Source organism: Mycobacterium angelicum, assembly GCF_002086155.1.
Taxonomy (GTDB): Bacteria; Actinomycetota; Actinomycetes; order Mycobacteriales; family Mycobacteriaceae; genus Mycobacterium; species Mycobacterium angelicum.
In genome coordinates this window covers 131,954-154,267 of sequence record NZ_MVHE01000001.1, presented here as the reverse complement: position 1 = coordinate 154,267, position 22,314 = coordinate 131,954, and the positions used below count along the sequence as shown (strand labels likewise).

At 64.7% G+C, this 22,314-nt stretch carries 21 protein-coding genes, 1 tRNA gene and 1 pseudogene; 13 read left to right on the top strand and 10 right to left on the bottom strand.

What is annotated here, in order from left to right:
- Positions 1–14: 14 nt before the first annotated feature.
- A complete protein-coding gene (locus BST12_RS00725) occupies positions 15–1,433 on the bottom strand; it encodes a zinc-dependent metalloprotease (RefSeq protein WP_139801422.1) in 1,419 nt (472 codons plus the stop codon).
- A gap of 67 nt (positions 1,434–1,500) precedes the next feature.
- Here BST12_RS00725 and BST12_RS00720 point away from each other — a divergent pair, with 67 nt between their 5' ends.
- Positions 1,501–2,523, top strand: coding sequence for a YlbL family protein (locus BST12_RS00720; protein WP_083111070.1), 1,023 nt, complete (start codon positions 1,501–1,503; stop codon positions 2,521–2,523).
- Positions 2,524–2,581: 58 nt separating this feature from the next.
- Positions 2,582–5,563 (top strand): UPF0182 family protein, encoded by a 2,982-nt coding sequence (locus tag BST12_RS00715; RefSeq protein ID WP_083111069.1) that lies wholly within the window; start codon positions 2,582–2,584, stop codon positions 5,561–5,563.
- A 79-nt stretch (positions 5,564–5,642) separates the two neighbouring features.
- Here the strand turns inward: BST12_RS00715 and BST12_RS00710 are convergent, their stop codons facing one another.
- Positions 5,643–6,611, bottom strand: a complete 969-nt coding sequence (locus tag BST12_RS00710; RefSeq protein WP_083111068.1) for a GlxA family transcriptional regulator — start codon at positions 6,609–6,611, stop codon at positions 5,643–5,645.
- 113 nt (positions 6,612–6,724) lie between these two features.
- Between BST12_RS00710 and BST12_RS00705 the strand changes: the two genes are divergently transcribed.
- Positions 6,725–7,372: an HD domain-containing protein gene (locus BST12_RS00705; protein WP_083111067.1), complete on the top strand. Its 648-nt coding sequence runs from the start codon at positions 6,725–6,727 to the stop codon at positions 7,370–7,372.
- An 85-nt stretch (positions 7,373–7,457) separates the two neighbouring features.
- On the opposite strand, the gene BST12_RS00700 is transcribed toward BST12_RS00705, so the two are convergent.
- The gene (locus BST12_RS00700) at positions 7,458–8,033 is read right to left on the bottom strand and encodes a peroxiredoxin-like family protein (protein WP_083111066.1); all 576 of its coding nucleotides are present in this window, start codon (positions 8,031–8,033) and stop codon (positions 7,458–7,460) included.
- Between the two features lie 204 nt (positions 8,034–8,237).
- Here BST12_RS00700 and BST12_RS00695 point away from each other — a divergent pair.
- Positions 8,238–8,314 (top strand) — tRNA-Met (locus BST12_RS00695).
- 80 nt (positions 8,315–8,394) lie between these two features.
- On the opposite strand, the gene BST12_RS30540 is transcribed toward BST12_RS00695, so the two are convergent.
- Positions 8,395–8,535, bottom strand: a complete 141-nt coding sequence (locus BST12_RS30540) for a transposase (RefSeq protein ID WP_139801421.1) — start codon at positions 8,533–8,535, stop codon at positions 8,395–8,397.
- A 43-nt stretch (positions 8,536–8,578) separates the two neighbouring features.
- Here BST12_RS30540 and BST12_RS00690 point away from each other — a divergent pair, with 43 nt between their 5' ends.
- Positions 8,579–9,103, top strand: coding sequence for a hypothetical protein (locus tag BST12_RS00690; protein ID WP_083111065.1), 525 nt, complete (start codon positions 8,579–8,581; stop codon positions 9,101–9,103).
- The gene (locus tag BST12_RS00685) at positions 9,100–10,059 is read left to right on the top strand and encodes a hypothetical protein (RefSeq protein ID WP_083111064.1); all 960 of its coding nucleotides are present in this window, start codon (positions 9,100–9,102) and stop codon (positions 10,057–10,059) included. Before BST12_RS00690 ends, BST12_RS00685 begins: the two co-directional genes overlap by 4 nt.
- Here BST12_RS00685 and arsB read toward each other — a convergent pair.
- Positions 10,047–11,518: pseudogene (arsB, locus tag BST12_RS00675) on the bottom strand (ACR3 family arsenite efflux transporter). The gene BST12_RS00685 and the pseudogene arsB overlap by 13 nt on opposite strands.
- A 16-nt stretch (positions 11,519–11,534) precedes the next feature.
- Positions 11,535–11,993: an ArsI/CadI family heavy metal resistance metalloenzyme gene (locus tag BST12_RS00670; RefSeq protein WP_083111061.1), complete on the bottom strand. Its 459-nt coding sequence runs from the start codon at positions 11,991–11,993 to the stop codon at positions 11,535–11,537.
- Between the two features lie 101 nt (positions 11,994–12,094).
- Here BST12_RS00670 and BST12_RS00665 point away from each other — a divergent pair, with 101 nt between their 5' ends.
- Genes BST12_RS00665 through BST12_RS00645 form a run of 5 tightly spaced genes read left to right on the top strand, consistent with a single transcriptional unit; the run spans position 12,095 to position 15,128 of the window.
- Complete coding sequence (locus BST12_RS00665) at positions 12,095–12,454, top strand: Rv2640c family ArsR-like transcriptional regulator (RefSeq protein ID WP_083111060.1); 360 nt, start codon at positions 12,095–12,097, stop codon at positions 12,452–12,454.
- Positions 12,441–13,109 (top strand): DUF1345 domain-containing protein, encoded by a 669-nt coding sequence (locus BST12_RS00660; protein WP_372510954.1) that lies wholly within the window; start codon positions 12,441–12,443, stop codon positions 13,107–13,109. The genes BST12_RS00665 and BST12_RS00660 overlap by 14 nt, the downstream gene beginning before the upstream one ends.
- A 42-nt stretch (positions 13,110–13,151) precedes the next feature.
- Complete coding sequence (locus tag BST12_RS00655; RefSeq protein ID WP_083111058.1) at positions 13,152–13,991, top strand: glucose 1-dehydrogenase; 840 nt, start codon at positions 13,152–13,154, stop codon at positions 13,989–13,991.
- 22 nt (positions 13,992–14,013) lie between these two features.
- Positions 14,014–14,742, top strand: a complete 729-nt coding sequence (locus BST12_RS00650) for a DUF2652 domain-containing protein (RefSeq protein ID WP_083111057.1) — start codon at positions 14,014–14,016, stop codon at positions 14,740–14,742.
- A 32-nt stretch (positions 14,743–14,774) separates the two neighbouring features.
- A complete protein-coding gene (locus BST12_RS00645) occupies positions 14,775–15,128 on the top strand; it encodes a nuclear transport factor 2 family protein (protein WP_083111219.1) in 354 nt (117 codons plus the stop codon).
- A gap of 3 nt (positions 15,129–15,131) precedes the next feature.
- On the opposite strand, the gene BST12_RS00640 is transcribed toward BST12_RS00645, so the two are convergent.
- A complete protein-coding gene (locus BST12_RS00640; RefSeq protein WP_083111056.1) occupies positions 15,132–16,535 on the bottom strand; it encodes a flavin monoamine oxidase family protein in 1,404 nt (467 codons plus the stop codon).
- Between the two features lie 128 nt (positions 16,536–16,663).
- Here BST12_RS00640 and BST12_RS00635 point away from each other — a divergent pair, with 128 nt between their 5' ends.
- Positions 16,664–17,632, top strand: coding sequence for an alpha/beta fold hydrolase (locus tag BST12_RS00635; RefSeq protein ID WP_083111055.1), 969 nt, complete (start codon positions 16,664–16,666; stop codon positions 17,630–17,632).
- Here the strand turns inward: BST12_RS00635 and BST12_RS00630 are convergent.
- A complete protein-coding gene (locus BST12_RS00630) occupies positions 17,627–18,970 on the bottom strand; it encodes a flavin monoamine oxidase family protein (RefSeq protein ID WP_083111054.1) in 1,344 nt (447 codons plus the stop codon). The genes BST12_RS00635 and BST12_RS00630 overlap by 6 nt on opposite strands.
- Positions 18,971–19,052: 82 nt before the next feature.
- Between BST12_RS00630 and BST12_RS00625 the strand changes: the two genes are divergently transcribed.
- Positions 19,053–20,039 (top strand): TIGR03617 family F420-dependent LLM class oxidoreductase, encoded by a 987-nt coding sequence (locus tag BST12_RS00625; RefSeq protein WP_083111053.1) that lies wholly within the window; start codon positions 19,053–19,055, stop codon positions 20,037–20,039.
- Here BST12_RS00625 and BST12_RS00620 read toward each other — a convergent pair.
- Together BST12_RS00620 and BST12_RS00615 are read right to left on the bottom strand one after the other, a co-directional pair.
- Positions 20,022–21,137 (bottom strand): Rv3169 family protein, encoded by a 1,116-nt coding sequence (locus BST12_RS00620; RefSeq protein ID WP_083111052.1) that lies wholly within the window; start codon positions 21,135–21,137, stop codon positions 20,022–20,024. The two genes, BST12_RS00625 and BST12_RS00620, sit on opposite strands and share 18 nt — an antisense overlap.
- Positions 21,137–22,282, bottom strand: coding sequence for a phosphotransferase family protein (locus tag BST12_RS00615; RefSeq protein WP_083111051.1), 1,146 nt, complete (start codon positions 22,280–22,282; stop codon positions 21,137–21,139). Before BST12_RS00615 ends, BST12_RS00620 begins: the two co-directional genes overlap by 1 nt.
- Between the last annotated feature and the right edge of the window lie 32 nt (positions 22,283–22,314).

Below are 22,314 nucleotides of genomic sequence, written 5' to 3'. Positions count from 1 at the left end.
GGCGACGGCTCAGTTCAGTTATCCACAGAACCGGGGTCGTCGGGGTCCTGGCGGTCGTCCTCGAACTCGGCATCTAATTGGGCATCGAATTGGGCGAGGGCCTCGTCGATACCACTTGTATCGCCGCCGATGATCCGGTCGATGAACGCGGCCGGGTCATCGAGGTCCTCGGAGTGGGGGAGCAGGTCCGGGTGCTGCCAGACGCCGTCGCGGGCATCGATACCGGCTGCCTGCGTCAGGCGCTCCCACAGTGCGCCGGCCTCGCGCAGCTTGCGTGGCCGCAGTTCCAGGCCGACCAGCGTCGCGAAGGTCTGTTCGGCCGGGCCGCCGCTGGCCCGGCGCCGGCGCAGCGTTTCGGACAGCGCTCCCGTGCCAGGAATCCGTTCGCCAAGCGCATCGGTGACCACGGTCTGCACCCAGCCCTCGATCAGCGCGAGCAGTGTCTCGAGCCGCTCGAGTGCCTGGGTTTGCGCCGGCGTCGCCTTGGGCTCGAACACGCCCTGGCTCAGCAACTGCTCCATGGCCGCAGGATCGGCCAGCGACGCCGGGTTGAAATCGCGGGCCAGCTCCTCGATTCCGGTCATGTCGATCTTCATGCCCATGGCGTAGGCCTCAACGGCGCCCAGCAACTGGCTGGCCAGCCACGGAACGTGGCTGAAAAGCCGGTGATGAGCGGCTTCCCGGGCGGCCAAAAACGTCAAGATCTCGCTGCGCGGCTGCTCGAGCCCCGACGCGAAGGATTCGACGGCATCCGGCAGGATCGCCCCGACGCCCTTGGGGCCCAGCGGCAGACCGATGTCGGTGGACGTCAGCACCTCGCGCGACAGCCGGCCCAGTGCCTGGCCCAGCTGCGAGCCGAACGCGATCCCACCCATCTGCGACATCATCGACAGCAACGGGCCGGCCATGTTCTTGGCCTCCTCGGGCAGCGACGACACCCACACCGAGGAAATCTGCTGGGCCATCGGATCGCACAGCCGCTTCCAGGTCTCGAGGGTGTTGTCGACCCAGTCGGTCGGGCTCCACCCCACCGCCTTGGTGGTGCCGGCGGGCAGCGTGGTGGCACCGTTCAGCCAGGTCTCGGCCAGGTGCACCGCATCGGCGATTGCCGAGTTGGTGGTCGCCGGAATGGGCGCGACGAACCCGATCGAACTCGACGCGACCTGTCGAGCCAGGTCGTAGTTCACCGGACCTGCGTCTTTACCCGCTGCCATCGCGGTTCCGACGCCGCCGAACATCTCGCCAAGCCGGGTGAAAAGCTGCCCCAGATCGGCCATGTTGAACTCCCCGCCCTGACCGAACGCGCCGAAGGGTCCCGACGGATTACCCCCCGAGCCGGAGTCGGGATCGTTCTTTCCGCGCTTGTCGCGATCGGGGTCTTCTCCGGAGGAGAAGCCGAAAGGCAGGTCAGCCATGAGGTCAACGGTACCCACCCGGGGAACAGAAAGCGGCATCCGCCGTCACGCTCGCAGCTGAACGGGTCCGGTTAGTGTATGCGGCGTGAACAGGCGGATTTTGACCCTGATGGTCGCGTTGGTGCCGATTGTGGTGTTCGGCGTGCTACTCGCGGTGGTGACGGTGCCGTTTGTGTCACTGGGCCCGGGACCAACCTTCGACACGCTGGGTGAGGTCGACGGCAAGCAGGTCGTCCAGATTGAGGGAACCGCTACCCACCCGACGTCGGGCCATCTCAATATGACGACGGTCTCCCAGCGCGATGACCTGACACTGGGTGAGGCCCTCACCCTGTGGCTGTCGGGCCAGGAACAGCTGGTTCCCCGCGACCTGGTCTACCCGCCGGGCAAGTCGCGTGACGAAGTCGACAAGGAGAACAATGCCGACTTCAAACAGTCCGAGGACAGTGCGGAATACGCCGCATTGGGGTACCTGAAGTACCCGGTTGCGGTTACCGTCGCCACCGTCAGCGATCCCGGACCGTCGCTGGGCAAGCTCAAGGCCGGTGACGCTATCGACGCCGTCAACGGCACTCCGACGGCCACCGTCGAGCAGTTCACCACGCTGCTGAAGAAGACCAAGCCCGGCCAGGTGGTGACCATCGATTTCCGCCGCAAGAACGAGCCGGCCGGCGTCGCCGAGATCACGCTGGGCACCAACAAGGATCGCGACTACGGATTCATGGGCGTCGCCGTGCTCGATGCGCCGTGGGCACCCTTCGTCGTCGACTTCAACCTCGCCAACATCGGTGGACCATCGGCCGGCCTGATGTTCAGCCTGGCCGTGGTCGACAAGCTCACCACCGGCGACCTGGTCGGATCGACCTTTGTGGCGGGCACCGGGACCATCTCCGTGGACGGCAAGGTCGGGCCCATCGGAGGGATCACCCACAAGATGGCCGCCGCCCGTGCGGCCGGTGCGACGGTGTTCCTGGTGCCGGCCAAGAATTGCTACGAGGCGACCTCCGACATCCCGTCGGGGCTCAAGCTGGTCAAGGTCGAGACGCTCGGTTCTGCGGTGGACGCCTTGCATGCGATGACGTCGGGTGCGCCGACGCCGAGTTGCTAACACCCCTCGATGCGTACAGTTGTGTCCGTCGGGAAAAAAGAGCAGGGGAGCGTAGCCAGTGGGAATGCGGCCCGCCGCGAGGATGCCGAAACTAACTCGGCGTAGCCGGATTCTGATCCTGATCGCACTGGGTGTGATCGTGTTGCTGCTGGCCGGTCCACGGCTGATCGACGCCTACGTGGACTGGCTGTGGTTCGGCGAGCTGGGCTACCGCTCGGTGTTCACCACCGTTCTGGTCACCCGCATCGTGGTGTTCCTGGTGGCCGGGCTGCTGGTCGGCGGGATCGTGTTCGGCGGGCTGGCACTGGCCTACCGCACCCGCCCGGTGTTCGTCCCCAACAACGACAACGATCCGATTGCTCGCTATCGCTCCATGGTGATGAGCCGGTTGCGGATGGTGGGCATCGGCATCCCCACGGCGATCGGTGTGCTGGCCGGTGTGGTGGCGCAAAGCTACTGGGTGCGGATTCAGCTGTTCCTGCACGGCGGTGACTTCGGTGTCAGCGATCCACAGTTCGGCAAGGATCTGGGCTTCTACGCGTTCGAGCTGCCGTTCTACCGGCTGCTGCTGAGCTACCTGTTCGTTGCGATCTTCCTGGCGTTCATCGCGAACCTGGTGGCGCACTACCTCTTCGGCGGCATCCGGTTGTCCGGACGCAGCGGCGCGCTGAGCCGCTCGGCGCGCGTGCAATTGGTCAGCCTGGTCGGAATCCTGGTGTTGCTCAAGGCCGTTGCCTACTGGCTGGATCGCTATGAGCTGCTGTCACATACCCGCGGCGGCAAGCCGTTCACCGGCGCCGGTTACACCGACATCAACGCGGTGCTGCCGGCCAAGCTGATCCTGCTGGCCATCGCGGTGATTTGCGCGGCCGCGGTATTTTCCGCGATTGTCTTGCGGGACTTGCGGATTCCCGCTATCGGCCTGGTGCTGCTGCTGCTTTCGTCGTTGATCGTAGGCGCCGGCTGGCCGTTGATCGTCGAGCAGATCAGCGTCAAACCCAATGCGGCGCAGAAGGAAAGCGAATACATCAGCCGAAGTATCACCGCGACCCGGCAAGCCTACGGGCTGACGTCGGATGTGGTGACCTATCGCAACTACACCGGCGACGGCCAGGCCACGGCCCAGCAGGTCGCCGCCGACCGCGCCACCACCTCCAATATCCGGCTGCTCGACCCCACGATCGTCAGCCCGGCGTTCACCCAGTTCCAGCAGGGCAAGAACTTTTACTACTTCCCCGACCAGCTGTCCATCGACCGCTACGTGGACCGCAACAACAACCTGCGCGACTACGTCGTCGCTGCTCGTGAGCTCAACCCGGACCGCCTGATCGACAACCAGCGCGACTGGATCAACCGCCACACCGTGTACACGCATGGCAACGGATTCATCGCCTCACCCGCCAACACCGTGCGCGGCATCGCCAACGACCCCAATCAAAACGGCGGCTACCCCGAGTTTTTGGTCAATGTCGTGGGCGCCAACGGCACGGTCGTTTCCGACGGGCCGGCGCCGCTGGATCAGCCGCGCATCTACTTCGGGCCGGTTATCTCCAACACCTCTGCCGACTACGCGATCGTCGGAAAGACCGGTGCCGACCGGGAATACGATTACGAGACCAGTACGGAAACCAAGAACTACACCTATACCGGCAGCGGGGGAGTCGCGATCGGGAGCTGGATCTCCCGTAGCGTGTTCGCCGCGAAATTCGCCGAACGAAACTTCTTGTTCTCCAACGTCATTGGATCCAACAGCAAGATCTTATTCAACCGCGACCCGGCGCAGCGGGTCGAGGCGGTGGCGCCGTGGCTGACCACCGACAGCTCGGTGTATCCGGCGATCGTCAACAAGCGGCTGGTGTGGATCATCGACGGCTACACCACCTTGGACAACTACCCCTATTCGGAGCTCACGTCGTTGTCGTCGGCGACCGCGGACTCCACCGAGGTCGCCTTCAACCGGCTGGCTCCCGACAAGAAGGTCTCCTACATCCGTAATTCGGTGAAGGCGACGGTCGACGCCTACGACGGCACCGTCTCGCTGTACCAGCAGGATGAGAATGACCCGGTGCTGAAGGCCTGGATGTCGGTCTTCCCCGGCACGGTCAAGCCCAAGAGCGACATCACTCCCGAGCTGGCCGAGCATCTGCGTTACCCCGAGGATCTGTTCAAGGTGCAGCGCATGCTGCTGGCCAAATACCACGTCAACGACCCGGTGACGTTCTTCTCCACCTCGGATTTCTGGGACGTTCCGTTGGACCCGAACCCGACGGCCAGCAGCTATCAGCCGCCGTACTACATCGTCGCGAAAAACATTGCCAAGAACGACAATACGGCCTCATACCAGTTGACCAGCGCGATGAACAGGTTCAAGCGCGACTATCTGGCTGCTTACATCAGCGCCAGTTCCGATCCCGCGACGTACGGCAGGATCACCGTGTTGACCATCCCGGGCCAGGTCAACGGTCCCAAGCTGGCCAACAACGCGATAACCACCGATCCGGCGGTGTCCCAGGACCTCGGTGTGATCGGGCGAGATAACCAGAACCGCATCAAGTGGGGCAATCTGCTCACGCTTCCGGTGGGCCAGGGCGGATTGCTCTACGTCGAACCGGTTTATGCCTCGCCGGGCGCCAGCGACGCCGCATCTTCGTATCCGCGACTGATCCGGGTGGCGATGATGTACAACGACAAGATCGGGTACGGGCCGACTGTGGGCGATGCCCTGACGGGGCTCTTCGGGCCGGGGGCAGGTGCCGCCGCGACGGGGATACAACCCACCGACGCCGGCGTGCCGGCGGCGCCTCCGGCGAACCCGCCGCCGCCGTCCAACGGGCCGGTGTCGCCCCCGCCGACCGCGGTGGTGCCGCCGCCACCGGACGCGTCGGTTACCTTGTCGCCCGCCAAAGCCGCTGCGATGCAAGAGATTCAGGCAGCTATCGGCGCGGCGCGGGATGCGCAGAAGAAGGGTGATTTCGCCGGGTACGGCGCTGCTCTGCAACGCCTTGACGAAGCCATCACCAAGTTCAACAACACCAAGTAATTCCTGTCCGCCGCGAGCGTGCATGTCTGTACGTTGACACGCCGCGCGCGCTGGCATTTTGCGCACGCTCGTCGCGGTGTTAGCCGCGCGCGGCGGTGCGGAATCTGTCGCGGTATGCCTTCGGGGTTATCCCGAGATGGCTGAGGAAAACCCGGCGCAGCGTTTCGGTACTGCCGAAGCCCGCCATGCGCGCGGTATCGGCGACGGAGCGGCCGGCGTCGAGTGCTGCACGCGCGTAATCGATTCGGACCATTTCTACGTAGCGCGCGGGCGTCGTGCCTAGCTCCGACTGAAACAGCCGGGTCAGCTGCCGGGTGCTCAAAGATGCCCGAGCGGCAAGTCTTTTCACGCTGTGGTCGGCGCCGGGATCGGTGGTTACGGCGTCGGTGACCACCCGCAGTGCGGATTCGGCCGGCGGATCGGTCTCGACCAGGGTGGAGAATTGTGATTGTCCGCCAGCGCGTTTGAGGTATACCACCAAGGACCGTGCTACCTCGCGGACCAACTTCGCACCGTAATCCGCCTCGACCATCGCCAGTGCCAGGTCGATGCCAGACGAGACGCCCGCCGAGGTGAACACGTCGCCGTCGCGGACGAAAATCGCGTCCGGCTCGACGCCGATGTCTGGGAAGGCTCGCGCGAGCCGTCGCGCATGGCGCCAGTGCGTGGTGGCGCGCCGGCCGTTGAGCAGCCCGGCCTGCGCCAGGATGAAGGAACCCGTGCATACCGATGCCAGACGCCGGGTGCGGGGCGGCACCGTCTTGAGCGCCTCGACGAGGGCCGGATCGATCGGCCGGCCCACCAGGTCGTCCCCGCCGGCAACGACGACGGTATCAACGGATTCGATCGACGAGATGCTGCGCGTGACCGCGAAATGTGTTCCTATCGACGTGATTACGTCGCTTCCATCCACCGATGCGATTTCGAGCACGTAGTTGGCGCCGAACCGGTTGGCTTCGGCGAAGACCTCAGCGGGTCCCGCCGCATCGAGCAGCTTCACACCGTCGAAGACGACAATCACCACCACTCGAGCCGCTTTGGCAGTCATCCACCCATTGTGCGGACCATGTCGCAATTTGTGGGAAGGACGGCTGGAACGACCCCGTCGGATCACCGTCCGTCGCCGGACACTGGCAACAACACAACAAAGGAGGCGCGACCATGACCACTTCGATTGAAACCATTGCCGGGATCGTCTTACCCGACACCCCGCTGGTGCGCGAGGCAACCGACTTCATTCGTAGCGCTGAAGACGATCTGCTGTTCGACCATTCGCGTCGGGTGTTCCTGTTCGGCGCGCTACACGGCCGCCGGCTCGGTTTGCGACCCGACCTGGAGCTGCTCTATGTGGGGGCGATGTTTCACGACCTCGGCCTGACCTCGCGCTATCGCTCCTCTGAGCGGCGTTTCGAGGTTGACGGGGCCAACGCGGCGCGCGACTTCCTGCTGGAGCGCGGTGTAGAGCCGGGCGACGCGGACAAGGTGTGGCTGGGCATCGCTTTGCATACGACGCCAGGTGTGCCCGAGTTGCTCGAACCCGAAATCGCTTTGGTCACAGCCGGTGTCGAGACCGACGTAGTGGGTATCGGTCGCGAGGACCTGTCCCCGGAAGCGCTTGCCTCGGTTATCGCTGCCCACCCCCGCCCGGATTTCAAGAACCGCATCCTGGTTGCCTTCAACGAAGGCATGAAACACCGGCCGCACACCACTTACGGCACGATGAACGCCGACATACTCGCGCACTTCGACCCGACATTCGTCCGCGAGGACATGGTCGACCGGATCCGCAACAACGGTTGGCCGGAGTAGCGGGGACGACCGGGCGCGCCATCCGTCCGGGAGACGCGACAGCGCAAACCAGTCACGGTCGTGCGGCCAGGCGAGCGAAGAACTCTCAACGCAGTTGGGCGAGTAACTCGTCGACCGACCATTGATCATCGGCATGCGTGCCGTACTTGCAGGCGATGACAAGGCCATCTGAGCCGATCAGAAAGTCGGCGGGCAACCCTAACCGGCCGCCCGTGGGGTGCAGGTTCGGCGGGCGTGCGTCGGCGCGATCCCCGGTAATCGTGGGCAGTAGCCGCCGCTGAGCGACCATTCCTCTGAACACCGGCGCCACCGCCCGCGGATTGAGTACCGCGCGCGGCGACGACTCAACTCCGAACTCCGCGTAGAGCCGCTTCTCGGGGTCCCCGACTACCGCGAACGGCAGATCGCTGACATGCCGGCGCAACTCCTCGTCGGTGGAGTGGAACACCACGACCTCGCGGATGCCGGCCGCCTCGATCTCGTCGTGCCGCCGCAACACCGACTGCAAATGCATGTTGCAGATTGGGCACCCAGCGAACCTCCGGAACTGCAAATGGATTACGTGCTGCGGGTCCGGAACCAGCACCGCAGTGCCAGAGACTGTGTTCAGCTCCCGGGCCGCGACGACGCTGCCCGGGCTGATCGTCGTGCTCTGAGTCATGCTCTTAAAGACTCCTTCGTGATCAAGATGCGTCGCCGACAATCGGTCGGCCCCCGAAGAGTCAACTCACCCGAACGGGTTCACTATTCCGCGCCCGGCAGGTTGAACCTATCGACGCACGGAGTGCCGCGGGTCGAACGTCTGCGCAGTTAGACGCGCGATTTGGCTAGGGTCCTCAGTGTTGGGTAGCCTTGCGTTTACCGACGCGGGGTGGAGCAGCTCGGTAGCTCGCTGGGCTCATAACCCAGAGGTCGCAGGTTCGAATCCTGTCCCCGCTACCAGTGTCCTGTCTCGGGACATCGTTGACAGGTGTCCCGAGACATGGTTTACAGGCTCTTCGGATATTGCCAGGGTGCGGTGTTCATCGGACGACGATGGATGTGAGGACCCGCCAGTTGGGCTTGCCGGCGTAGAGCAGTGCGCGAATGCGGTAGTTCTCGAAGTTGGTGAAGCCGTAGCCGATGCGTTTGATGCGTTTGATCAGGTTGTTGAGGGGCGACACTCAGTAGAAAAATCTGTCGGTGCCTGGCCGTAGGGTCGGAGCTATGAAACGGGTCGTCGGCATAGGGTTGCTGGCCTCGGCGTTCGCGCCGTTGGTCGCGTTGCTCGCCGTCCTCAAGCTCAGCGATTTCGGCTGGGTCAGCTGGGTGATCCTGGGGGCGGCCGCGGCGGCAGTTCTGCTCCTTGCCGTCGTGTTGCGGAGTCTGTCGAGGATCCAGCCGCGAAGTGTCGAGACCACGTCGGTTCGGCGTGCCGATGAGCGGGTGCTGGCTTTCACCTCGAGTTATGTCGTACCGCTCGTTGTTGCGCTGTTCGGCGGGGCCAGGGGGCCCGCCGTCGCCGCCACCTGGGCGCTCGTGGTGCTGCTGGTCGTGATCTACGTTCGTGCCGGTCTCTACCACTTGAATCCGGCCCTTGCCGTTTTCGGCTTCCGCCTCTATGAGGTGACGGCTACCAACGGCACCGTCACCATGCTGCTGGCCAAGCGCAATCACATCCCGCAGCGCGGGCCGCTCGAATGTCGCTACCTTGGCGACGACGTCGCGATCCAACTGAAGGGGCGCACATGACCGCGGATACAGCCCGGGAGGCGCTCACCGAAGCTGTCGGCAAAAGCATTGCCGCCCTTGCGAATTTCGTGATTCGCGGCGAGGCGCTGGCCGGCGCACAGGTGTCGAGGTTCGACGTAGTCAGTGACATGGCTGCCGACGTGATCAAAGACGTCGTGGGAGCCGCGACAGGTCTGTCGCAGAAGCAATTCCTTGACTACGACCCGTCCTACCAAACCAGCTCAGCCCAGGTGCTCGTGGAAAACCTCAGCGAGATCCCCGAGCTCGCCGCCGTCGACGCCGAGATTCGGCGCGGCGACGTTCCCAACGACGCCGGTGGTGGCCAGGCGGTCGCAATGGCCCACGCGGTCGGCACCGGACCGAGCCAGATCGTCGCCCACCGCTTGAAGGGTCCCGGCATCGCGACCCGCAAGCGCGGAATCACCCTCATACCTCGCGATGGCATCTATCGGCCGATCGAAGGCGAAGTGCTCTATTACGAACCGCGATTCGACGTATTCACCTGCGCGGGGTTCGCCTACTTCACGACAGTGACGCTGATCCAGACCAAACTGCAGGCCGACCAGAAGGCGCGCCGATTGGCCCGCGAAACCCTTGCCACCGTCACCGCGAAGGTCCGCATCGACGGGTTCGCCGACTTGGAGAACGCGGTGATGGATGACCCCACTATGCGAGCCAAGATGGCCTACGTCGCGCGACTCGTGCAGTCCGACCGTGAATACGCCAAGAACCTGACGACCAAGAAGCTGATCAAGTTCGTCGAAGAAAACCCCGACTACAACATTCCGGTAGCCACGGTGGACGGCGCGAAGGTTCTCCGCTTTGACCCATCGCCGCAGCACCGCCACCAGATTCCCCGTCTGCTGGCCGACGACTATCTACACAGTTATCTCACTAATCGCAACTATGAGGCGGGGTCAAAGCAGCGCGTCCAAACGGGAGGTCACGCGTCTTGAACAGGCAGTAGTTCGTCAATCAAGGCACGCACTAGTTCAGCGATGTCGTCACGAATTCGGCGTACGACGTCAAGCGGTTGGCCGGCGGGGTCGTCAAGTTTCCAGTCGCGATAGGACACCCCGGGATAGAAGGGGCAGGTGTCGCCGCAGCCCATGGTGATCACGACGTCGCTGGTTGCGACGGCCAGATCGGTGAGGACTTTGGGCGCCGCCGCGGTGATGTCGATGCCCAATTCGGCCATCGCAGCAACGGCCACAGGGTTGATCTGCTCGGCGGGTTCGGTTCCCGCGGAACGCACTTCGATGCGGTCACCGGCGAAGTGGGTCAGCAGTGCGGCCGCCATTTGGGATCGACCGGCGTTGTGCACGCATACGAACAGGACGCTGGGGCCGGTCATGTCGGGAAGCGACGCCGCAGCGCCAGGGAGACGTAGACCAGAGCGACCAGGACCGGCACCTCGATCAGCGGGCCTACCACGCCGGCCAGTGCCTGGCCTGAGGTGGCGCCGTACGTGGCGATCGCCACGGCGATGGCGAGCTCGAAGTTGTTGCCGGCGGCAGTAAAAGCCAGGGTCGCGGTGCGTGCATAACCGAGTCGAACGGCGTAGCCGAAGGCGAAGCCGCCGCCCCACATGATCGCGAAGTAGGCCAGCAACGGCAGGGCAATGCGGGCCACGTCCCAAGGCCGAGTGGCGATCTGGTCTCCCTGCAGCGCAAACAGGATCACAATCGTAAACAGCAGCCCATAGAGCGCCCACGGCCCGATCCTCGGCAGGTAGCGGGTTTCATACCAGTTGCGGCCCTTGGTTTTTTCGGCCCAGCGTCGGGATAGATATCCCGCCGCCAATGGCACGCCGAGAAACAGGAGCACCGACTTGGCGATCTGCCAGGGGGAGACGCTGATGTCGGTCTGAGCCAGCCCGAGCCAGCCGGGCAGTACTGCGAGGTAGAACCAGCCCAGAACTGCGAACATCGCGACTTGGAAAATCGAGTTGAGCGCGACCAGGACCGCGGCGGCTTCACGGTCGCCGCAGGCCAGGTCGTTCCAGATGACGACCATGGCGATGCAGCGGGCCAGCCCGACGATGATCAAGCCGGTGCGGTATTCGGGCAGATCCGGCAGCAGCAGCCAGGCAAGGGTGAACATCACCGCAGGCCCCAGCACCCAGTTGAGCAGAAGTGAGGACACCATTAGCGTGCGGTCGCGAGTGACCGTGTCCAGCCGGTCGTAGCGGACCTTGGCCAACACCGGATACATCATGATCAACAAGCCGAGTGCGATCGGCAACGAAATGCCGTCGAGCTCAACGGCACTCAGCGCCGTGCCCAAGCCTTTGACAAATCGGCCCAGCAACAACCCGGCAGCCATGGCCGCCGCAATCCAAACCGGCAGCAGCCGATCAAGAGTGGGAAGCCTTGTCGCAGCGGCGAGCCCAGAACGAGGGACGGTGTCAGTCATCGACGTGCTGCCGAACTCAGCAGCATGACGGCGCGGTCTGGGCGGCGGCACCGCCGCAGCACACGCCGTCGCCGTTCTCGGCGGGGTGCTGAGGGCTTGCGCCGAAGGTGTCGGAGTCGGCCAGCACCGTGTAGACCTCCCACCGCTCGCCGCCCGGCCCGGTGACCCAGACCTTGTCCTGGGTGGCAAAGCAGCACGTGGTGCCTATTTCTTCCTCGGTGAACATCCCGGCAGACGCCAGCCTGCCGATCTCGGCGTGCACGTCTTCGCTGGATTCGACCTCCACCCCGAGGTGGTTAAGTGTGCCACCCTGCGTGGGGTTTTCCAGCAGGACCAGCTTCAACGGCGGATCGGCGATCGCGAAGTTGGCGTAACCGGGCTTGACCTTGGCCGGTTCGGAACCAAACAGCTTGGAATAGAACGCAATTGCGTCGTCGAGGTTGTCGACGTTGAGAGCCAGCTGCACTCGAGACATGGAAAATCCTCCAAACCTGTGAGACATATATCGAAGTAGTTCGACGACACTCAGCATGCCACCTTTTTGATATATGTCAAACTTTGTGGCAATGTGGCCCTATGCCCAGAGCGCTGCCGGTGATCGACACGACCGCACCGGTCTGCTGCGCCCCGGTGGCTTCAGGGCAGTTGTCAGACGACGATGCACTGCAGATCGCGTTGCGGCTACGGGCGCTGGCCGACCCGGTCCGGGTCAAGATCATCTCGTACTTGTTCAGTTCATCTGCGGGCGAGGAGATTTCGGGCGAACTTGCCGCGGTACTGGACCTCAGCGAGTCGACGGTCAGTCATCATCTGACTCAGCTGCGTAAGGCCGGGTTGGTGGTCTCGGACCGGCGCGGAATGAAGGTGTTCCATCGGGTGCGTCCGGATGCGCTACAGGCTCTGTGTGCCGCACTGGATCCAAATTGCTGCACTTAGGGTAGCCATGGCGACGGTACGCACGCGCGTAGTGATTCGGCTGATCGTGGCGGCACTGCTCGGAGTCGCGACGGCAATGCTCATCAGTTCGGCGGCAGGCTTGCGATACGCGCCGGCCGCGGGCTGGATCGCTGCGGCGTTCGTCTACCTCGCCTGGACATGGATCGTCGTGCTGCCGATGGACTCCGTCCAGACCCGCGAACATGTCCGCCCCGAGGACCCGCCGAGGGGCTGGGTCACCGACGCCATCATCCTGGTGGCGAGCGTGGCGAGTGTGGGTGGTGTCGCGCATCTGCTCGCCGCGGGTTCCAAGGCGGGGGTCGAGAAGGATGTCACGGCTGCGGTCGGGGTGGTCAGCATTGTCGCCGCGTGGTTCGTCGTGCACACCGTCTTCAGCGTCCGCTACGCCGACATCTACTACTCCGAGCCCACCGGCGGGATCAACTTCAATGGCGCCGAAGAGCCGCGATTCCTGGACTTCTTCTACCTCGCGTTCACCGTCGGCATGACCTACCAGGTCTCCGACACCAGCTTGCAGACAGGCAAACTGCGTGCCATTGCGCTTTGTCAGGCGGTGCTGTCCTACCTCTTCGGGGCGGTAATTCTAGCGGTCACGATCAATCTGGTTGTGGGACTGAGTAATTCGGGAAATTGACGCCTCAGGTTTACCCCCGCCGATAACGGTTATGCCCTGCACATGGGATTTCCCGAACAGCAGCAATCCGTCCCCGGTGTACAGGCGCAGATGGATCCCGTCCCGGACTGCGGCGAGCACAGCTATACCGGATCGGGCAAGCTGACCGGCAAGAGCGCGGTGATCACCGGCGGCGACAGCGGAATCGGCCGAGCCGTCGCGATCGCCTTCGCTCGAGAGGGCGCCGACGTGCTCATCGCCTACCTGAATGAGGACGACGACGCTCAGGACGTCGCGCGGTATGTCGAAGACGCGGGTCGCAAATGCGTGCTGGTTCGGGGTGATCTGGCCGATGCGCAACAGTGCCGCGCGGTCGTCGAGCGGGCCGCGTCGGAGTTCGGTCAGATCGACGTGCTGGTCAACAACGCCGCCTTCCAGATGACCCACGAGAGCCTGGAAGAAATCAGCGACGAGGAATGGGACCACACGTTCCGGCTCAATGTCGGGGCCTATTTCTACCTCGCCAAGGCGGCGCTGCCGCACATGCGCGAAGGCTCGTCGATCATCGGTAGTTCCTCGGTGAATTCCGACTCTCCCAATCCCACGCTGGCGCCATACGCGGCGACCAAGGCGGCGATAGCGAATTTCTCGGCCAGTCTTGCTCAACTCCTCGGCCCACGCGGCATTCGGGTCAATAGCGTTGCCCCCGGCCCGATCTGGACGCCGCTGATCCCGTCGACAATGCCTGCGGAGAAAGTGAAGTCGTTCGGGGACAACGTGCCGCTGGGGCGCGCCGGACAGCCGGCCGAGCTGGCCTCGATCTACGTATTGCTGGCCTCCGACGAGGCGAGCTACATCTCGGGCGCACGGGTGGCGGTCACCGGGGGCAGACCAATTCTCTAGCGACTAGTAAACTGCCGAATTCATGGCGATCCGGCGTGCAGTTCTGCTCATCGCGGATATCGGCGGGTACACGCGTTACATGACGTGGAACCGGATGCACCTGGCGCACGCCCAGCAGGCGGTGGCCGCGCTGCTGGAGGCGGTCATCGATGCCGGCAAAGGCCTCAAGCTGGCGAAGTTGGAAGGCGATGCCGCATTCTTCTGGGCGCCGGGGGGCAACGCCAGAATGGTGTGTGAACGGTTGGCGATCATGCGGCAGGCATTTCTGGCCCGTAAGGAACGGATCAAGAAGGACGCATCCTGCACCTGCCAGAGCTGCGCCCAGTTGGGCAACCTTTCGCTCAAGTTTGTGGTGCACGAGGGCGAGGTGGCCGAGCAAAAGGTGAAGCGCCGCGTCGAGCTCGCCGGTGTCGACGTCATCCTGGTGCACCGGATGCTCAAGAACTCGGTACCGATACCCGAATACGTGCTGATGACCGACGTGGTGTCGCAGTGCCTGGAGGAGTCGATGCGTCAGCGTTCGCTGCCGCTCACCCACGACTTCGAAGGCATCGGCCAAACGTCCACCTTCTACATCGACCTCGCCCTGCCGGTGGAGGTGCCTGAGGTGCCCGAGCGCAGCCCCGTCGGCCGGTTCTCGGCGAAGATGAAGTTCGAGATGCAGTCGCTGCCGTTCATCTTGGGTGTCAAACAAGCCTGTGCTGGTTTCCGCAACCTGGGCCGCGGCAACAGGGAAGAGCTGCCGGCTTGAGCCAACCAGACCCAGTGGCCCTGCTGCGCGAGATGTTCGACCGAATGGTCGTCGCTAAGAACGCCGAGCTGATCGAGCACTACTACCACCCGGACTTCGTGATGTACTCCGACGGGCTGAGCCAAACTTGCGCCGAGTTCAGCGACAGCCACCGCGAGCTATATGCCAGCGACATCAGCTACGCCGTCGAATACGACGAGCAGGCCTGGGTGGCGGCCCCCGACAAGGTCGCCGCGCGGGTGTGGATCACCACGTCTCGTCCCGGCGAGCAGCCGAGCCGCATCGAGGTGGTGCTCATCGCGGGGTTGCGCGACGGCCGGATCCACCGGGTCTGGGAGACCACCTGGCCGAGCTGGCGTGAGCTACCCGCGTTCGAAAAGTATTGAGCATCAACGTAACCGGTTCATCAGCTCAGCCGCAGCGTGCCGCCCGCTGAGCAGAGCGCCGTGCACGGTGGCCGGATTGTCGGTGCCGACGGCCTCGCCGGCCAGATACAGCCGGTCGCTGATCGGCTGCTGCAGCCGGCGCCGGTCGTCCAGTCCTGAGCCGGGAGCGTGAAATGAATACGAGCCCACTGCATATGGGTCGACGCTCCACGTCGACGACTTGATCTCCAGGGGCGCGATGTCAGCTCCGAACAGCCGCCGGGCGATCGGCAGCGCGCTGTTCATCAAATCACCGCCAGCGGCTGACTCCACATACCGGCCCCGGTGACCCGCGTTGAAAGCCAACACAATTGGTCCCGCGTCGGCCGGCAAGCTCAACCATTGCGCCCACATGCCGTCGTCAGCGCCCAGATACTGGTAGAACGAATTCGGAACGTCCCAGGTTCGCTTGTCGAACCGGAAGTAGCTCTTGGACAATACGCCGAATCCCAAGGCGCTCACCGCATGGGCGTGTCCGTCGGGTAGCGGTGGATCGAAGGTGATGGCACCGGATTTCAGCACGCCCAGCGGAACGGTGACGATCGCGGCCGGGCCCTCGAACATCTGGTTGCCCGCCCGCAGCGTCACCGAATCATCGTGTCGCTCAACCGATGTGACGACGGTATTGAGGACGATCTGCAGCCCTTCGGCCAGCAGCCGCGGGATTGCGTCGTAGCCGCTGGTGATCACCAGCTGCGGGCCGTCGGTGTAGCGGCCCAGATCGTACGTTGTAGCGGACAGCTGGCTCGCGTCGGCGGCGAACTCCTCCTCGATCTCGGTGTTGACGAAGAAGGCCAATTCAGCGCGCTCGGTGTCGGAAAGCTCCTCGCGTTTGGCCGAGGCTTCGACCACGGCGCCCAATGACCCGCCGTCGACGTCGTCGCCGGCATCTTCCACGAAATGCCGCCACTTGGTTTGGCTGGCCTGGGTGTAGGTGAGCGGAGCCAGTCGAGGGTCCACCGCGAGTTCCGTCCACTTGTAGTACTCGGTGGGACTGCGCTGCGCTGACACCTTGTCGGCCAGCTCGTCCAGCGGATTGTTGGTTGCGCCATGGATCCAGGACGCACCCATTTCCAGCGGCACCCCCCAATCGCGATTGGTATGCACGCGGCCGCCGATTCGATTGCGGGCCTCGATCACTCGCACCGGCCATCCGGCGTCGGCCAGGCTGCGCGCGGCACCCAAACCCGCCATCCCGGCGCCGATCACGAGCACTGACTTGGTGTCCGGTGGCGCGGTGGTGGTAGTGCCCGGACGCGAAATCTTGGTGCTGCGCGCCGGCGGACGATTGGTTGTGCAGCCCGCGGCCAGCCCGGCGCCGGTCAAGCTCGCCGCCGCCAGGAATTCCCGACGGGATAACTGGGACACGAGTGTCAGCCTCTCACATCTCGTGCCTGGAAATCTGGTCCAAACTGCGACGGCTTCCCATTACGTGCAGGTAAACTCGCGTCCAACCGGAAGGCGGCAATGCGGCCGCGTTCGAAGGGGGAGCGGCGATGAGTGCTCGGAAGTCGACCCGGGGCAGTACGCGACTCCGGCTGCCCGAGGAGTTGCCGCCCAGCCGCGACCTGACGGTCCGCGCAGCCGACGGAACCCCATTGCACACCCAGGTGTTCGGGCCGTCCGATGGCTACCCGATAGTGCTGACCCACGGCATCACTTGCGCCCTGCGGGCGTGGGCTTACCAAATCGCAGACCTTGCCTCCGACTACCGGGTGATCGCCTTCGACCACCGGGGTCACGGACGCAGCGGCATCCCGCGCCGGGGTGGCTACAGTCTCAAACACCTTGCGTCCGACCTGGATTCGGTACTGGACGCGACGTTGGCTCCGCACGAGCGCGCGGTGATCGCCGGGCATTCGATGGGCGGCATCACCATCGCAGCCTGGTCGCAACGCTACCGCCACAAGGTTTCCCGGCGTGCGGACGCCGTGGCGATGATCAACACCACCACCGGCGACCTGGTGTCCAATGTGCGCTTCCTGCCGGTGCCCAAGGGGTTGGCGGGGGCCCGGGTCCTGGCCGGCCGGAGCCTGATCGGCGCCCTGGGCGGCTTCCCGCTTCCGGGCGCGATCCGGATACCGGCTCGGCAGCTGGTCGCGATGATGGCGGTTGCCGCCGATGCCGACCCAAGTGCGGCAAACCTGATCTACGAGTTGTTCGTGCAGACGTCACCGGCGGGGCGCGGTGGCTGCGCCAGAATGCTCGTCGGGGAAATGGGATCGCGCTACCTCAACCTGGACGGTCTGACGGTGCCGACCCTGGTTATCGGTAGCGAACGTGATCGGCTGACGCCGATCAGCCAGTCTCGCAAGATCGCGGCCACCGCGCCCAACGTCGTCGGTCTGGTCGAACTGCCCGGCGGCCACTGCTCGATGCTGGAGCAACCGCACGAGGTCAATCGCCAGCTGCGCGTCCTGGCCGAATCGGTCGCCCGGTCTCGGGTGCACCGAATCAGCTCATAGCAGGGCCGCGATCTCGGCGGCCGCCCGCTGGCCGGACCTGACCGCGCCGTCGAAGTATCCGGTCCATTCGTCCGCGGTTTCGGTGCCCGCCCAATGAATCGGCCCGACCGGCGCACGTAACCATCGCCCGTATCGCGTCCACGAGCCCGGCGGCACCGCGGCCGTCGGGCCGCCCGGTGCGAATTCCTCTGTGCCCCAGCGGAAATCGGTATAGTCGAGGGGTTTGAGCGCCTCCTCGCCGAACAGTGCCGCGAAGCACCGCAACGCATCGCGGCGGCGCTGCTCGGTGGGCAGCGAATCGAACGCGCGGGCATCGACGAATCCCAACAGAACACCGGGGCCGTCATGAGGACTTACGTCGAAGGTGATGAACACCGGACCCCGGTCGGACAGAGCCTGGCCGGAGAAACCGTTGGTACGCCAGAACGGCGTCTCGTATGCGGCGTAGGCCTTGCTGAGCCGGCCCTGTGGCCAGTTTTTGGCGAGCTGTTCGTATTCGGGCGGTAGCGGGGGACTGAACTCGATGGCTGCGCGATGGGCCGGTGGGATCGCTACGATGACGAACCCGGCATCGGCCTGGCCCTGATCGGAAGTGATCGTCACACCCGCGCCGTGCCGCTCGATGCGACGGACCGGCGCGTTGAGCACCACCCGGGAGCCGAGTTCGGCGGCGGCCAACTCGGCGATCTGTTGAGTGCCACCCGGAAACAGGTCCTGCTGGGCACCGTTCTCGACGTCGAGCAGCCGGTCCAGGCCGCCCGCGGCGCGGACATATCGGGTGGCGTGCAGCATCGACACGTCGTCGGGTTCACATCCCCAAGTCACTCGCGTCATGATCGCCATCAGGTCGCGCGAGGAGGCGGTCGCGTGGACCAAACGCAACCATTGACCCAACGACACCTCGTCGAGTTGGCGAGCCCGTCGGGCGTCCCACGGTGCCGAAATCGGGACGTTGCGTGAAATTCTTTCGAATTGCCAACGCAACCGGCCGATGTCGAGTAGCCCAGCCAGCGACAGCCGGGGAATCGTCCCGCGGTAGGCGCGTGGCCCGCCCCGCCAGTGGATGACGTTCTTGCCCTGATGGGGGGTCGGGGTGGTCGGCACCTGCAGCTCGGCCGCCAACGCTCGGACCGCGTCCTGGGTGGGGCCCACGAATGAGCCGCCCATATCGGCTGGTAATCCTGCGACGCTGCCAGTGAAAGAGCGACCGCCAACACGCTCGCGCCCCTCGAATACCAGCACATCGTGGCCCTGTCGGGTCAACTCACGGGCTGCAGACAGCCCGGCGAAGCCGGCCCCCACCACGACAACGTCGACAATCCGCGGAGGGTTTGTCACGCCCTATAGTGAACCCCATTTAGTCGGCTCCCCGTAGGATAAATTTCGATCGTCAGTTGCTTCCCCTGGTCAGGCGGGCACTTTGCAGGTCTACACCGCCCTGTATGGGCTCACCGATGCTGCCGAGCGCGCGCGGGAATTGCGCGACGCCGGCGCTAGCGGGGTGGCCACCTTCGAAGGACCGCACGACGTTTTCGCCCCGCTGACCCTGGCCGCCACGGTGGGCGGTCTGGACCTGATGACCAATGTGGCGATCGCCTTTCCGCGAAATCCGATACACCTTGCCCATCAGGCCAACGATCATCAGATACTGAGCGGCGGCCGGTTCATCCTCGGTCTGGGCACCCAGGTGCGGGCCCAGATCGAGAAGCGCTTCGGCGCCCAGTTCGACCGGCCGGTGGCCCGGATGACCGAACTGGTCGCTGCCTTGCGGGCGATCTTCGAATCGTGGAATACCGGTTCCCGCTTGAACTTTCGCGGCGACTTTTACCAGCACACGCTCATGACGCCGACTTTCAACCCCGGTCCGAATCCGTATGGCCCGCCGCCCATCTACGTCGGCGCGCTGGGTCCCAAGCTCACCCAGGCCGTCGCCGCGCATGCCGATGGCCTGCTGGTGATGCCGTTCGGCTCCAAACGGTTCCTGCACCAGCACACGATGCCGGCGGTGCGCGAGGGCCTCGCCGCCGGCGGACGGCGAGCCGAGGACTTCGCCATCATCCCCGAGATCATCGTGTCCTCGGCTGACAGCGATGCCAGCACGCGTCGGCTGCTGGCGTTCTACGGGTCGACCCCGGCCTATCGTCCGGTGCTGGCCGCCCATGGCTGGGAGGATCTGCAACCCGAACTCAACGCGATGTCCAAGCAGGGCCGCTGGCAGGAGATGGCCGACCTGATCGACGACGAGATCCTGCACACCCTGGCCGGTTGCGGTACCCCCGCCGAGATCGCGGCCTACATCCGGGACCGGGTCTCGGGTGTCTCGGACACGGTGTGCCTCTATCAGCCCTCGCCTATCGGGCTGCAGACGCTGGCCGAGATTGTCGACGAGCTACGGCGCGACCGTTAGCCAGTCGGCGAATCCCGACGGGTCGTGGCGGCCGAGTGCGCCGTGTTCGTAGAGGCCCCAGCCCTCGACTGGATCCGCGTCGCCGTCGCGGCAGACCGCGCGCCCCACGTGGTCGATGACGCCGAAGCCGGACCGCCCGATGATGGCCGGGTCGTTCATGTCGTAGGTCAGCCGCTCGACGAACTTTTCGCCCTTCCACATGCCGTGCAGCCAGTCCGCGTCGCCGCCGTAGCCGCCGCCGACGTGAATCGGCACCGCCAGTTTGGATTCCACGTCGAAGTGGACCGGCGTGCCGTCGGGAGCGGTCGCGTCGATGGTGGCCCCGGTCGGGATGCGGGTGCCGGAGCGGTAGTGGGTCGTCACCCGCGGCCAGCCCAACTGTTCGATGCGGCCGTCGCGCCACACCCGGGTGCAATCGTTGACGGACCGGAAGCCGTTGGGCGCCTCCTGGATGATCAGCACAACGGCGAAGTCGTCGAACGCCATCGGCATGTACAGCCACCACATGCCTTCGAACGGCGGGTCGGCCGGCCGGCCGGCCGGTTCGGGCTCACCGATCGGCCGGATGCCCCACGAGCGGTCGCGGCTGCCGATCCACGTCGCGGGGTCGACGGAGATTTCCTCGCCGTCGACGACGAGGTGTCCGCTCCAGCTGCCGACTTGGGCGAACCGTTGCGCGTCCAGGGTGACCCGGTTGCCCGTGCGCATCAGGTGCGGCTGTTCCTGGACGACATCGAAAAGCCCCTGCCAGGTGAGATCGGCTGCGACGCCGTCGGTTTCGTCGAGGACCAGCCGAAGTTTGCGTAGCGGCTCGATGACCTCGATTCGATAACCGTTGACGTGCTGGTGCAGCCGGTCGGAGTCGATGGCGTCCGACAAGTGCACCGCGGTCTGGGTATGCCCGCGGCGCACGAGCACGAAGGCATCCTTGACGCCGAGGTTGGGGTAGTAGCCGATGCCGCTGATCACGAAGATGTCGCCGGTGCGGTCGTGGGCGTTGAAGTAGGAGCGGTCGTAGAAGTTACGGTCGGAGGAACCGGGCCAGGCGATCGGCTGAGGTACCTGGTGTACCGGAAACTCGTCGAGTGGGCCTAGCATTACTGCTCCTCTCCGATGAGACGCTTCATCAATCCCGCGTGGTAGAACAGCGACTCTGGGCAATTGGGGTCGTCGGGCTTTTCGATCTCGCCGAAGTGCACTCGCCGCGCGCTGGTGCGCATGAACACACACGCCCACATCACGCCGGAGTACACGTAAAACCAATGCAGGTCAGCAAGTTCCACGCCGGTGAGTTCTTGATAGGTGGCGCGCACGTCTTCCTCACGCAGCACGTCCGGCAGGCCTGGCAGCGTCGCCAGGGCGGTCATCTCCTGGAACACCATGTGGGCGTAGACAATCCAGGCGACGTCGAGCTCGCGCGGGCCCAGCGTCACCATCTCCCAGTCCAGCACCGCGACCGGGGCGAAGTCGCGGTACAAGACGTTTCCCAGCCGGGCGTCGCCCCACAGCAGTACCGGCTCACGCGCGGCGGCATCGGATGGCCAGTTGCTTTCCAGCCATTCGAAGGTCCGTTCCAGCAGTGCCGAACGGCCGATGTCCGGCACTGCGAAGTCGTACCAGGACCGCACCCAGCTGAAGTGCCGGCGCAGTGCGGTGTCTCCGGTGCGGCCCTCGGTGAGAAAGCCAAACGTCTTCTCCGCGTTCGGGATTGAATGCAGCTTCGCCAGCACTGCGATGGTGGCGTCCTGCAATTGTCGTTGCCGCTCGGCCGGTGCGTCGGCGAACCAGTTGTTGCCGAAGGTGTACGGCATCACGTCCGGCGGCACCACGCCGTCGACGTAGTCCATCAGGAAGAAAGGAGTGCCCAAAACCTCGCCGGTGGTTTCGATCCAGCGCACGTTGGGAACCGGGATGTCGGTGAGCTCGCCGACTTGGCGGATCACTTCGAATTGATGGTCAAGCCGATAGGTGGGGAAGACCGGCACGTCGCCCGCAGCTGGCGCCACCCGGGCCACCAGCTTCTGCTCAATCGGTTGGCCGCCGGATTCCCAGCGGGCGGTCAAGATGATGGTTTCCGACGACATGCCTGTAGAGTCCACGCCGCTTTCCACGGTCACCTCGGGTGTCACGCCGCCGGGTAGTACCGTGCCCAGCCATCGCGACATCACCGCCGGCAGTGTGGTCACGTCACGGCTCGAGCGCTGGAGACGGTCGACGTTGTCGGGGGCCGGGTCTTTGGCCACGGGGCTTCCTTCGTGGGGTAATTACGATACGG